The organism is Photobacterium piscicola (assembly GCF_046058925.1).
GTDB classification, from domain to species: Bacteria; Pseudomonadota; Gammaproteobacteria; order Enterobacterales; family Vibrionaceae; genus Photobacterium; species Photobacterium piscicola.
In genome coordinates this window covers 2,315,004-2,327,923 of the sequence record NZ_CP175534.1, presented here as the reverse complement: position 1 = coordinate 2,327,923, position 12,920 = coordinate 2,315,004, and the positions used below count along the sequence as shown (strand labels likewise).

Sequence of the window (12,920 nt, the reverse complement as noted above, 5' to 3'; positions counted from 1 at the left end):
TAAACGTTATTTATATCATTTTTTCGCTCGTATAAATTTGCAGATAGACAGGCCTTCCTGAAATTAGATTATATTTTTAAATATGACGTTGCTCCTATACTTCAATATATTAAAGTATAGGAGCCTATCTGACGATTACTGTTAAATAGTGATAATTAAGTAATATAATTAACCAACAGCTGGTATTACTCCAACCATTTGCAATAACTGAGCGGTAATAATAATAATACCGATAATGGTTATTATCCCCAAAGAAAATGAACCACCTTTAACAATATAGCCTGATACAGTATTTGTTGCATGTTGTGCTTGTCGTTGTGCACGAACCATCGCTACAGGTAAAAAGATAGCCAAAATCACGAGGGAAATAGCAGCATAACCTAATGCCATAATAAACCCTTGAGGGTAGAACACAGCAAAAGCTAGTGGAGGCAAAAATGTGATTAAAGCGGTTTGCCCACGGCCTGAAAGATGATTACCACGATTAAGTGTGTCAGCTAAAAAATCAAACAAACCTAAACTTACACCAAGAAAAGATGTTGCTAGAGCAAGGTCTGCAAAGATAGAAACTGATTGTCCCACCATTGGATTATGAAGTAATTCACTTAAGCTACCAATAAATGCACCAAGCGTACTATTCGCCATTAATTGTGGTTGCCCCATAATGCCTTGGCTGGCTAACTGCCATAAGATATATACGGTGAGTGGCAATGCAGATCCAAAGATCATGATTTTCTTCAATGCTTTGATATCAATGCCAATGTAACGAACAATTGAAGGAATGCTACCGTGAAAGCCAAAAGAAGTGAAAATAACAGGCAAGGCTGACAGAATTAATCCTTTCTCTACTGGCATCTCAACCAGATGCTGTCCTTGAACGTAGGGCAGTAATAACCCCAACATGACTGCAAGAGCAATGACTTTTGCTGTAAATAGAACACGGTTAACCATATCAACACTGTGTGTTCCGATTGATACTACACTGGCAATCGCAATCGTGAAAATAACGGCACCAATTTGAGGAGCAATTGTCGTGCCTGACCAGCTTGATAATTTTTCACTTAATTGGCTACCACCACCAGCAATGTAAGCGGCACATAATGCGTAGAATAAGAAAAACATTGCTAATGTTGCGATGGTTTGCCCTTTACGACCCAATAATTCGTAAGCGAGCGTATTTAAAGTTGCAGAAGGATCTGCATGTTGATGGACTTCTAGCATTAATAATGCGGTGTAGGTCATTAATGCCCAAATACCCACCATAATCATAGTGGCGGTGGTAAATCCTAACCCAGCAGATGCCAGAGGAAGGGCTAACATACCTGCACCTATCGTGGTGCCTGCAATAATCAGCATACTGCCGAATGTTTTATTTAAAGACATGATTATGTCGCTCCCTGAAGGATAAAAATTTAACTTGGGAGGGGGTATAAATACACCTGTGGTCGCTCCCTATATATAAAGCAGGCCACAATGGCATAATCGAGATGAAGTGTTATAAAATGTTTACACCTAGATTTAGCCACTGTGGCTATCGATAGGCTGTATTAGGATGGGTAATTCGCACGTTTACTCTCTCTAAGCTGAATCTAATCGTAAATTAACGGTAATTTGCTGCTAAGTGCTACATTAACGATAGAGATTATGACTGTCAACTTATCTTTATTGTGTAAATATTTATTTACACTTGGTTTGGTGATGTGAAAAATAAATCAATAATAATGATGATGCATAATATTCTGTCCATGGCGTGATGTTCAGCATAAACTGTAATTAATTCATAATCTTTTATAGGACATAATAACCATGCTCAGTGTAGTGATGATCAGTACAGGTGAAGAAGTATTGTATGGCGATATTACCGATACTAATGCGGCATGGTTATCGGCACAGTTTTTTGAACAAGGCTTTGCGATGACACGCCGAGTTACTGTGGGTGATAACTATGAAGCATTAGCCAAAGAAATAGAAATGTGCAGCCTTAGTGCTGATATTGTGATTGTGAATGGTGGTTTAGGGCCAACATCAGATGATCTTACAGCAGCGTCTGCGGCAATGGCTGCCAATGTTGGTTTGGAACAATCAAATGCTTGGGTGGCTGAAATGACAGCCAAATATCAACAAGTGGGACGTGTTATGCCTGCTGCTAATCTTAAACAAGCGATGTTACCTGAAGGTGCTGAGCTAATTGATAACCCTGTTGGTACTGCATGTGGGTTTATGATGCAGTTAAATCGTGCATGGTTATTTTTCACTCCGGGTGTACCGAGTGAATTTAAGATTATGGTGAGTGAACAAATTTTGCCGCGTTTGAAAACTATGTTTACTGTGTCAGATAGTAAAGTTTGTCATCGTCTGTACACTTATGGCTTATCTGAATCGGGTATTAGTGATTTGTTTCAAGCGTTAACGTTGCCTGAAACATGCAGCTTAGGTTATCGCTCATCATTGCCTTTTATCGAAATAAAATTATTTGCACCACAAAATGACACTCAGGTGCCGATATTGTTGGCACAAATGGCTGAACTGCTTGGTGATAATGTTGTAGCTGAAGGCGAGGGTTTACTGAACGCCATTGCTGACTTATTAGCTGATGATGCAACGTTAGCATTATCAGAACAAAGCTCAGGTGGATTTGCAATTAATTGGCTTCAAGATGTACCTTCATTGAGTGCTCGATTAGCGGTGAGTGAAGTGATGGCTGATGATATTGACGATAATGCGTGTGCTGCTGAATTCTCAACATTGATAGCATTACGAGGTCAACGATTACATTTGCATGCACCTGCAACATATACATTAACAACAGGACCATCATCAACGGAAGGTGGGTTTATGTTAGGCCTTACAACGCCTGATGGTTGTTGGTGTCAGCAGCTAATATTTAAGCGTCAATATAGTAATTATAATCGACGTTGGATCATCTCAACGGTCATGTTTGATATGTTGCGCCGCTATTTACAAGGCAAAGAAATATTTGGGTGTTATGAGTCACTAGATCGTGTTGCAAGTGAGCATCTATAGCATGGTTATTTTATAATTACTGCGACTATGTATGCTTTTTTGTTATTTTGAATGCTGTATTATTGCAAAGATAAGTGCTAACATTCAATCAACTTAGTGGCTAATCATCGCTTGTACAATTAAAAATAAGCTTATATTGATGATGAGTCACTCAAAAATAAGCAACGTAATTTCTTCAAATAAGCATATGTAAATTTAAGGAAAAATAATGGCTTTCAAACTAAAAAAAGTAGTATTAGCAACATCAGTAATATTATCAGCACTGATGCTTCAAGCATGTAATGATAATGAAGCAACGGTAAAGGCCCCTCAGCAACCTACAGCTGTTGTTAAAGCAGAAAAAGCCGATATGAAACCATTAGAAGTCAGTGTTATCTATTTAGATCGCCGTATGTTACCACCAGGTGCGGTGCTGAATGTTGCTCTTGAAGATGTGTCTCTTGCAGATGCACCATCAGTAACATTGAGTACTGAATCAATGGATATTGCAGGTGCGCCACCTTATCCCGTTACGTTAAATTATGACGCAAATAAAATACAAGCGAATCACCGTTATAATGTACGTGCCACAGTAAAAGTTGATGATAAATTAATCATGACTTCAACGTCGGCTATGGATCCGTTTGCAACTGATGCAAAACAACCATTAGAAGTTAAATTAGATCGTGTAGCTCCCCCACAGAATGCTGCTCCGCAAGCTAATCAACCAACACTTGCTGGTCCACAATGGCAACTAGTGACATTATCTGGTCAAACGGTACAGCCTGGTGCTGGTGGTAATAATGCCTTTATTCAGTTTGATGCTACAACACACAGTGATGGGTAATTCCATTTTAATAATATGGTTTTAAATATAATTAATTAAGCTATAAGGTAGTTTACACTATGAGTTCAAATAGTAACAAAATGGGACTAATGGGATTAACGACCATAGTTACCGTTAATATGATGGGATCGGGGATAATATTATTGCCCTCCAGTTTAGCTGCCACAGGAGGGATCGCACTACTTGCTTGGGTTGTTACAGCCATTGGAGCTTTAGCCATTGCCTATGCATTTGCTAAATGTGGTATGTATTGTACTGACGATGGCGGTATGTCTGCTTATGCTGAAAAAGCGCATGGTAAATCCAGTTTTTTTATTGCCTCTTATACTTACTATGTGTGTCTTGTTATTAGTGCTGTCGCTATTGCAGTGTCGTGTGTTGGTTACTTGGAATACTTTATTCCGTGGTTAAAAGAAACTCCGATTCATACTTTTGTCGGTGTGATTTCCATTTTAATTATTACTATGTTTGCCAATGTGAAAGGCGCTAAGATCACTGGGCAAATATCTACAATTACAGTGTGGGGTATTATCATTCCGGTACTGGGATTATCAATTATTGGTTGGTTTTGGTTTGATGCAAAAGTTTTTGAAGAAGCTTGGAACCCGCATGATATCTCGGTTGGTAGTGCGATCTATTCAGGTATGGCACTGACGTTGTGGGCTTTTTTAGGTATTGAATCCGCAGGTGCTAACTCAGGTACAGTAGAAAACCCCAAACGTAATGTTCCTCTTGCATGTATGTTGGCCACGGTGTTTTCAGCGGCGACTTATATTGCTTCTACAACAGTTATTCAAGGCATTATTCCTAATGAGATTTTAGCAAAATCGGACTCTCCTTTTGGACTTGTTTTTGCTCAAATGTTTAGTCCATTAGTTGGTGAAATTATTACGGCTATGGCGATTATGGCTTGTGTAGGATCGCTACTAGGTTGGCAATTTACTAATGCTCAAGTATCGAAAGTTGCCGCAGATATGCGTTTATTCCCTAAAATCTTTGGTGATGTAAATAAGTATGACGCGCCATTTAAAGGCATGATGATTATGCTAGCCTTTGAATTGTTACTTGCCGTTATGACTATTTCACCAACACTATTAAAGCAATTTAACGTATTAGTGAATTTAGCCGTATTTATAAATATGGTGCCTTATGTATTAGCATTAACAGCGCTCGGAATAATTATGAGGCAAAGTAATGTTGATCAAAAAGAATATAAGAACGGTATTATTATTGGGTCGGTAGCAGTGCTCTATAGTATATATGGTGCTTATTCTACTGGTGAGGAAGCGGTATTTTATGGCGCTATCATCACTTTAATTGGTTATTTCTTCTATGGGTTTATTGCTAGTCGAGAAGCGTTAAATAATAAAGTGTCATCGTGAATTTTATAGTATTAACGAAATTTTAATTATTATTCTGATATTAAAGGATTGTATATGTTGAATTATGGTAAGCATATGAGAGTGCTAATTTTTGATAACTCTCAAGCTACAGGTGTGGTTGCAAATGCTATCGATCGATTAGTTGAACAATTTGAAGATGAATCGATTATTGTTGCCAAAGCATCTACTTACGATGATTGTTATTCGATGCTAAACGTTAATATGGCCATTGATTGCTTTATGTTGACATCGAGCATGACGGGGCAGCAACAAGAAGAGAATGATATGTTCTTTTCTTTGATTGAAAAATTAAACCAACGCCAACAAGGAGTCCCTGTTTTCTTACTCGCGGAACGTAAGAAAATGACCTTAACCGTCGATCGTCACTTGATGTCATTAGTGAGTGAGTTTGCATGGATTTTAGAAGATACCTCTGATTTTATGGCTGGGCGTGCGATTGCAGCGATGCAACGTTACCGTGATCAGCTATTACCACCATTGGCAAATGCCATGATGAAATATGACAGTGTTCATGAATATTCATGGGCGGCTCCCGGTCATCAGGGCGGTGTCGGTTTTCTTAAAACACCAGAAGGTCAGCGGTTTTATAATTATTATGGTGAAGGGCTGTTCCGTTCAGATATGGGGATTGAGCGAGGTTCTTTAGGATCATTACTTGATCATACGGGGGCTTTTGGTGAAAGTGAAGACTATGCCGCCAAAGTCTTTGGTGCTGATAAATCTTATTCCTTGGTAACGGGTACGTCTGGTGCAAACCGTACCATTATGCAAATTTGTATGAGAGAAAATACCTTAGCGATTTGTGATCGAAATTGCCATAAATCGATTGAGCAAGGGTTGATGTTAACCGGGGCATTGCCTGTTTATATGGTGCCAACCCGAAATCGCTACGGCATTATTGGTCCGATTTATCCCGATCAAATGTCACCTGAAGGGTTAAAAAAATCGGCACAAAGTAGCGAACTAACAAAAGATCTTGCGGGTGGAATGGCCACATATGCTGTTGTTACAAATTGTACTTATGATGGTTTATGTTACAACGCAAAGCGTGCACAAGATATTTTAAGTGAGAGTAGTAACCGTATTCACTTTGATGAAGCATGGTATGGCTATGCACGTTTCAACCCTATTTATACCGATCATTTTGCTATGCGAGGTGAGCCTCAAGAAATGCCAGATGACGGGCCAACGGTTTTTGCCACTCATTCAACCCATAAATTATTAAATGCGCTTTCTCAAGCATCATGGATTCATGTACGCTATGGTAAAGATCATATTAATTTTGAACGCTTTAATCAGTCATACATGATGCATGCAACTACATCGCCACTATATGCTATTAGTGTTTCAAATGATATTGCAGTGTCACAAATGGCGGGTAACCGTGGTGAATCATTAACCAATGAAGTTATCAAAGAAGCGGTAGATTATCGTCAGGCAATGGGACGTTTACACCGTGAGTTTGTCGCTGATGGTGATTGGTTCTTTAAACCATGGAATGCAGAATCTATTATTGATCCTGATACTGGGATTGAATATGGTTTTGAGGATGCTCCTGCAGAATTATTAGCAACAACACAAGATTTTTGGATCATGAAACCGGGCGATAAGTGGCATGGTTTTGACGATATTCCTAAAGATTGGTGCATGCTCGATCCGATTAAGGTCAGTATCTTAGCGCCAGGAATGGGGGATGATGGCAAGTTACTTGATACTGGTGTTCCCGCCGCGTTAGTGACCCAATATTTAACCCGTTTTGGTATTGTGCCAACCCGTACCACGGATTTTCAAGTGATGTTCTTATTCTCAATGGGGATAACCAAAGGTAAGTGGGCGACTTTAGTTAATACCTTGCTGAGTTTCAAAACCCATTATGACAACAATACCCCATTAAAATCAGTGTTACCTGATTTGGCTGCGAGTCATCCGAAAGTGTATGGTGATTTAGGGCTGAAAGATTTGGGTGACAAAATGTTTACTTATTTAAAAACCCATACCCCATCAGAAATGTTGAATGCGGCTTATTCGACGTTACCCAAAGCGGATATTACTCCTCGTGCTGCATTTGAAGCTATTGTGGATGATAATGTAGAAATGGTGCCATCCAATAAACTGCAAGGGCGTATTGCTGCAAATGCTGTTATTCCGTATCCACCGGGTATTCCGATGCTAATGTCTGGTGAGAATTTTGGTGATGCCAATAGCCCTCAAATCGGTTATTTGCACAGTTTAGAAATTTGGGATAAAGAATTCCCAGGCTTTGAACATGAAACGGAAGGGACTGAAGTTGAAGATGGTGTTTATCATGTAATGTGTGTGAAGTAGTTAGTTACGCCACTTACAAACAATAAAAAATAGCTCTTTATTGTTTATCTTGATCTAAATAATCAGATAACGTTAAAGGGCTATTTTAGTTTTAAAAGGTTGTTGAGTATTTAATTGGTAATCAAAATTAATTTCAATATTTTGTTGTGGTATTGAACAACAACTTAAAACTTCATTTGGGCCAACAAAAGCCAATGTTTCTGGTTGAGTTACTGTGCCTGAAACGAGTTTGCAACGACAAGCGCCACACATGCCATTGCGACATTGATATTCAGGTTTAATACCGGCTTTTTCTAACTGGGTTAATAAAGGTTCGTGGCGATTACCACAAACCTTAATACCGTTAACCGTAATGGTTAGTTGACTCACAACTCAAAGTCACCAAGATCATCAGCGCTAATATCATTGTCGATTTGACCAACAAGATAGGAGCTGATTTCGGCTTCTTGAGGTGCAACTTGTACGTTATCTGACGATAACCAAGAGTTGATCCATGGAATTGGATTTTGGTTGGCACCATCATAAGCAGAGCGTAAACCAACTGCTGCCATACGTAGATTTGTGATGTACTCAACGTATTGACACAAAATCTCTTTGTTTAGGCCAATCATAGAGCCATCTTTGAACAGGTATTCAGCCCACTCTTTTTCTTGCTCAGCTGCGGCTTTAAAGATGCTAAAACATTCTTCTTCACATTCTGCTGCAATGATTGCCATTTGTGGATCGTCATGGCCATTACGCAACAAGTTCAACATATGTTGAGTACCTGTTAGGTGTAATGCTTCATCACGTGCAATTAGCTTTATAATTTTTGCATTGCCTTCCATCACTTCACGTTCAGCAAAAGCAAATGAACATGCAAAGCTGACATAGAAACGGATCGCTTCTAATGCATTGACTGACATTAGGCACAAGTACAGTTTCTTTTTGATTTCATGTAAATCAACAGTGAAAGCAATACCATCGGCAGAATGCTGACCTTCACCGTAACGATGATAGTCATTGGTTGCTGTGATTAAATCATCATAGTATTTAGAAATGTCACCAGCACGCTTAATGATGTGTTCGTTACGAACAATATCATCAAAAATAATCGACGGATTATTCACAATGTTACGAATAATATGTGTGTAAGAGCGTGAGTGGATCGTTTCTGAAAACGACCATGTTTCAATCCATGTTTCTAATTCTGGCAGTGAAACGATTGGCAATAATGCGACGTTTGGGCTACGTCCTTGAATAGAATCAAGTAATGTTTGGTATTTTAAATTACTGATGAAAATATGTTTTTCATGATCGGGTAAATTATTGTAATCAATGCGATCACCCGATACATCAACTTCCTCTGGACGCCAAAAGAAAGATAACTGTTTTTCGATAAGTTTTTCAAAAATTTCAAATTTTTGCTGGTCATAACGCGCAACATTAACAGATTGCCCAAAGAACATTGGTTCTTTAAGTTGATCGTTGCTTGTTTGACAAAAAGTACTGTAGGCCATGATATCCTCAAATCAAAGGGGAGCCATCGGCTCCCTTTTAATATTTAAATTTTACAACTTGTACAATCATCATCACTTAGATCGCTTTGGCTGTCTGCTGCGCCATCGCGAGTGTTATGGTAGTACAGTGTCTTAACACCTAATTTATAAGCATTTAGCAGATCTTTTAATAGCAGTTTCATTGGAACTCTGCCGCCAGGTTGCTTACTTGGGTCATAGTTCGTATTTGCTGAAATAGCCTGATCAATAAACTTCTGCATAATGCCAACAAGTTGTAGGTAGCCATCGTTGCTGCCAATGTTCCAAAGTAACTCATAGTTGTCTTTGTATTTAGCAAACTCAGGAACAACTTGCTTGAGGATACCATCTTTCGATGCTTTAACGGAAACGTATCCACGTGGCGGCTCAATACCATTAGTCGCATTTGAAATCTGCGATGATGTTTCTGATGGCATAAGTGCAGAAAGGGTTGAGTTACGCAGACCATGAGTTTTGATCTCTTCGCGTAATGTTTCCCAATCATAATGTAAGTCGGCACTGCAAATATTATCGATTTCTTTTTTATAAGTATCGATAGGTAAAATACCCTGGGCATAGGTCGTTTCGTTAAATAACGGACATGGACCTTGCTCTTTGGCTAAATTTACCGATGCTTTCAATAAGTAATATTGAATTGCTTCAAAAGCTTCATGGGTTAGATTATTCGCACTACCATCAGAGTAACGTACGCCATGTTTAGCGAGGTAGTAAGCGAAGTTAATTACACCAACACCTAAAGTACGGCGATTCATGGTCGAACGGCGTGCTGCTGGTAATGGGTAGTCTTGATAATCTAATAGTGCATCAAGTGCACGAACCGTCAGCTCTGCTAGTTCTTCTAAGTCATCTAAGCTATCAATCGCACCTAAGTTAAATGCAGATAATGTACATAATGCGATCTCACCATTTTCGTCTTCAACATTCTTTAATGGCTTGGTTGGTAATGCAATCTCAAGGCATAAGTTTGATTGACGAATTGGCGCTATTGCAGGATCAAATGGACTGTGCGTATTACAGTGGTCAACGTTCTGAATATAGATGCGACCTGTTGAAGCACGCTCTTGCATCAATAATGAAAACAATTCGATTGCTTTGATCGATTGTTTTTTGATGCTGTCGTCTTGCTCATACAAGTTATATAGGCGTTCAAATTCAACTTGGTCTGCAAAAAACGCATCGTATAGCCCAGGAACATCAGAAGGAGAGAATAATGAAATATTCTGGCCTTTGATCAAACGGGTATACATTAGACGGTTGATTTGTACACCGTAGTCCATATGACGAACACGGTTTTCTTCAACACCACGGTTATTCTTTAACACTAATAGTGATTCAACTTCACGGTGCCAAATAGGGTAGAACAATGTTGCTGCACCACCACGAACACCACCTTGAGAACAGCATTTAACTGCTGTTTGGAAGTATTTGTAGAAAGGGATACAACCAGTGTGGAATGCTTCACCACCACGGATTTCAGATCCTAGTGCACGAATTCGACCTGCATTAATCCCAATCCCTGCCCGTTGTGATACATAGCGTACAATAGAGCTTGCTGTTGCGTTAATTGAGTCAAGGCTATCATCACATTCGATCAATACACATGAGCTAAATTGACGTGTAGGTGTACGTACACCAGACATAATCGGTGTAGGTAATGAAATTTTGAAGGTTGATGAAGCATCATAAAAACGCTTAATGTAATCAAGACGCGTTTCTTTTGGATATTTATTAAATAATGCAGCTGCAATTAATAAATACAGGAATTGTGCACTTTCAAAAATTTCACCAGATACTCGGTTTTGAACGAGGTATTTACCTTCAAGTTGTTTAACCGCAGCATAAGAAAAATTCATGTCACGCCAGTGATCGATAAACGTATCCATCACTGCAAATTCTTCTTCGGTGTAATCGTCAAGTAGATGACTATCGTACTTACCTTTTTCAACCAAGTTTTTTACATGGTTAAATAATGTTGGTGGCTCAAATTGACCATAGGCTTTTTTACGAAGGTGGAAAATTGCCAATCGAGCAGCAAGGTATTGGTAGTCTGGCGTTTCTTCTGAGATCAGATCTGCCGCAGCTTTAATGATAGTTTCGTGAATATCATCAGTACGAATACCGTCATAAAACTGGATGTGTGACTTGAGTTCGACTTGGGATACCGAGACATTTTCTAGGCCTTCTGCAGCCCAGTCTATAACACGGTGGATCTTGTCGAGATCTATAAGTTCTTTACGGCCGTTGCGCTTGGTAACTGTTAGTTGTTGAGTCATTTGTTATTATTTTCCCAGTTTTCCTTGCAGATGATATTTTTTTGCAATTTATCTATTAGATTAGCAAAGAATGTGATCTTTATTTTAAATATTGTTATTCAGCAAAAACACTACATGTTGGGGTGTTGAGCGAAAGTGCTTACAAGATAGTGGTGAATGCGTGGTTTTGCAAGATGGTATTTTTTGAGCAGCTGTGGATAACATGGGGATTTCAATAAAAAAGTTAGTACCAACTCACTGATGCAGCGAATAGCATCAAATAGATAGTAAAAATCAATGCTTTTTCAGTTATTTTTTTAGATAAATAAAATTTATTTTTATTGCTTTTTTAGAACGAATTTGAGTCAGTGAAATGGTGAATTTTTAGCTAAATAAGATATTAATAACCCTTGATCTTACTGGTTTTTTTTGGTCACTAGAATAATAAAGGCTTGGTGTTTGTTAGTAGAATGTAGCTAAAGGAGATAAACTGATCTCCTTTAATATTGATAGTGACATTAGTCGGGATTAATTACATTGGTTTAATTGTATGGACGATATAATTCACATCAACGTTATTACCTAGACTATAGATGTTAGTCAGAGGATTGTAGTGAAGTCCAATAATATGACGATCTTGTAATGGTGTTTTATCTACCATAGCGATGAGTTCTGATGGGCGAATAAACTTTTGATGATCATGGGTACCTTTCGGTACTAGTTTCATGACATGTTCAGCGCCAACAATTGCAAATAAATATGATTTAATATTACGGTTTAATGTAGAAAAGAACACATGCCCGCCAGGTTTGACCATTTTTGCACATGAAGCAATGACCGATGCGGGATCCGGAACATGTTCAAGCATTTCCATACAGGTAACGACATCGTAAGCTTGGTGATGATGCTCAGCATGCTCTTCTGCCGTACATTGAACATAGTCAAGTTTGGCACCTGTTTCTAAAGCATGTAACTTAGCGACCATTAATGGTTCTTTACCCATATCAAGTCCAGTTACATGGGCGCCTTCAATCGCCATGCTTTCAGCTAAAATGCCACCACCACAACCCACATCGAGGACTTTTTTGCCAAATAAACCATTAGCATGGTCAATGATATAATTTAAACGTAAAGGGTTAATTTGGTGAAGCGGTTTAAATTCACCTTCAAGATCCCACCAACGCGAAGCTATTTGTTCAAACTTTTCGATTTCTGCAAGGTCAACATTACGTGATTTGGTCATTTTAGTGGTGCCATTTTCCTTAATTGATAACGGCTATTATGCGAAATAAACGAGTCGATGCAAAGAATAACTGTAGTAAACACAAATAGAAAAATCTGATGACCATCATCGTTAGGATGCGGCTCGCCAAGCACAGTTGTATTACTTGGCGATATCACAAATTACTCATTAAAACTGCTAATTGTTGCAGGAATGAGTTCAGGTGAGAAAATACCGCCAAATAGGGTGGTAATCGCAAGTATGAGCATTAGAATGTATTTACCAATAATGATTGATAGACCAATCACATTAATTGCTGTACCCATGACT

Annotated in this window: 10 protein-coding genes; 4 read left to right on the top strand and 6 right to left on the bottom strand. The window is 38.7% G+C overall.

The window, feature by feature from the left end; translation table 11 throughout:
- Positions 1–168: 168 nt before the first annotated feature.
- On the bottom strand, positions 169–1,383 hold the full coding sequence (locus tag ACJZU6_RS11035) for an aromatic amino acid transport family protein (protein ID WP_408900269.1): 1,215 nt from the start codon (positions 1,381–1,383) through the stop codon (positions 169–171).
- A gap of 423 nt (positions 1,384–1,806) precedes the next feature.
- On the opposite strand from ACJZU6_RS11035, the gene ACJZU6_RS11030 reads away from it, so the two are divergent.
- The 4 genes from ACJZU6_RS11030 to adiA all read left to right on the top strand — a co-directional run bounded on the left by ACJZU6_RS11030 (position 1,807) and on the right by adiA (position 7,578).
- Positions 1,807–3,024 carry a CinA family nicotinamide mononucleotide deamidase-related protein gene (locus tag ACJZU6_RS11030; RefSeq protein WP_107275398.1) on the top strand — a complete coding sequence of 406 codons (1,218 nt, stop codon included), beginning with the start codon at positions 1,807–1,809 and terminating at the stop codon, positions 3,022–3,024.
- A 208-nt stretch (positions 3,025–3,232) separates the two neighbouring features.
- Entirely contained in the window at positions 3,233–3,850 is a 618-nt protein-coding gene (locus ACJZU6_RS11025; protein WP_408900268.1) for a YbaY family lipoprotein, read from the top strand.
- A 59-nt stretch (positions 3,851–3,909) separates the two neighbouring features.
- On the top strand, positions 3,910–5,232 hold the full coding sequence (gene potE, locus ACJZU6_RS11020) for a putrescine-ornithine antiporter (RefSeq protein WP_080156742.1): 1,323 nt from the start codon (positions 3,910–3,912) through the stop codon (positions 5,230–5,232).
- A 54-nt stretch (positions 5,233–5,286) separates the two neighbouring features.
- Positions 5,287–7,578: an arginine decarboxylase gene (adiA, locus tag ACJZU6_RS11015; RefSeq protein WP_080156741.1), complete on the top strand. Its 2,292-nt coding sequence runs from the start codon at positions 5,287–5,289 to the stop codon at positions 7,576–7,578.
- Positions 7,579–7,650: 72 nt separating this feature from the next.
- Here the strand turns inward: adiA and yfaE are convergent, their stop codons facing one another.
- From yfaE to ACJZU6_RS10990, 5 genes are all read right to left on the bottom strand, one after another.
- Complete coding sequence (gene yfaE, locus ACJZU6_RS11010) at positions 7,651–7,947, bottom strand: class I ribonucleotide reductase maintenance protein YfaE (RefSeq protein WP_080156740.1); 297 nt, start codon at positions 7,945–7,947, stop codon at positions 7,651–7,653.
- Positions 7,944–9,077, bottom strand: a complete 1,134-nt coding sequence (nrdB, locus tag ACJZU6_RS11005) for a class Ia ribonucleoside-diphosphate reductase subunit beta (RefSeq protein ID WP_080156739.1) — start codon at positions 9,075–9,077, stop codon at positions 7,944–7,946. Before nrdB ends, yfaE begins: the two co-directional genes overlap by 4 nt.
- A gap of 44 nt (positions 9,078–9,121) precedes the next feature.
- The gene (nrdA, locus tag ACJZU6_RS11000; RefSeq protein WP_080156738.1) at positions 9,122–11,389 is read right to left on the bottom strand and encodes a class 1a ribonucleoside-diphosphate reductase subunit alpha; all 2,268 of its coding nucleotides are present in this window, start codon (positions 11,387–11,389) and stop codon (positions 9,122–9,124) included.
- A gap of 511 nt (positions 11,390–11,900) precedes the next feature.
- A complete protein-coding gene (ubiG, locus tag ACJZU6_RS10995) occupies positions 11,901–12,611 on the bottom strand; it encodes a bifunctional 2-polyprenyl-6-hydroxyphenol methylase/3-demethylubiquinol 3-O-methyltransferase UbiG (protein WP_080156737.1) in 711 nt (236 codons plus the stop codon).
- Positions 12,612–12,772: 161 nt separating this feature from the next.
- The gene (locus ACJZU6_RS10990) at positions 12,773–12,916 is read right to left on the bottom strand and encodes a hypothetical protein (protein ID WP_162841596.1); all 144 of its coding nucleotides are present in this window, start codon (positions 12,914–12,916) and stop codon (positions 12,773–12,775) included.
- Positions 12,917–12,920 lie beyond the last annotated feature (4 nt).

Excerpts from the sequence above, each read along its gene's own strand:
- potE (WP_080156742.1), top strand. The coding sequence starts at position 3,910 with ATGAGTTCAAATAGTAACAAAATGGGACTAATGGGATTAACGACCATA.
- nrdB (WP_080156739.1), bottom strand. The coding sequence starts at position 9,077 with ATGGCCTACAGTACTTTTTGTCAAACAAGCAACGATCAACTTAAAGAA.
- adiA (WP_080156741.1), top strand. The coding sequence starts at position 5,287 with ATGTTGAATTATGGTAAGCATATGAGAGTGCTAATTTTTGATAACTCT.
- ACJZU6_RS11025 (WP_408900268.1), top strand. The coding sequence starts at position 3,233 with ATGGCTTTCAAACTAAAAAAAGTAGTATTAGCAACATCAGTAATATTA.
- ACJZU6_RS11035 (WP_408900269.1), bottom strand. The coding sequence starts at position 1,383 with ATGTCTTTAAATAAAACATTCGGCAGTATGCTGATTATTGCAGGCACC.
- nrdA (WP_080156738.1), bottom strand. The coding sequence starts at position 11,389 with ATGACTCAACAACTAACAGTTACCAAGCGCAACGGCCGTAAAGAACTT.
- ACJZU6_RS10990 (WP_162841596.1), bottom strand. The coding sequence starts at position 12,916 with ATGGGTACAGCAATTAATGTGATTGGTCTATCAATCATTATTGGTAAA.
- ACJZU6_RS11030 (WP_107275398.1), top strand. The coding sequence starts at position 1,807 with ATGCTCAGTGTAGTGATGATCAGTACAGGTGAAGAAGTATTGTATGGC.
- ubiG (WP_080156737.1), bottom strand. The coding sequence starts at position 12,611 with ATGACCAAATCACGTAATGTTGACCTTGCAGAAATCGAAAAGTTTGAA.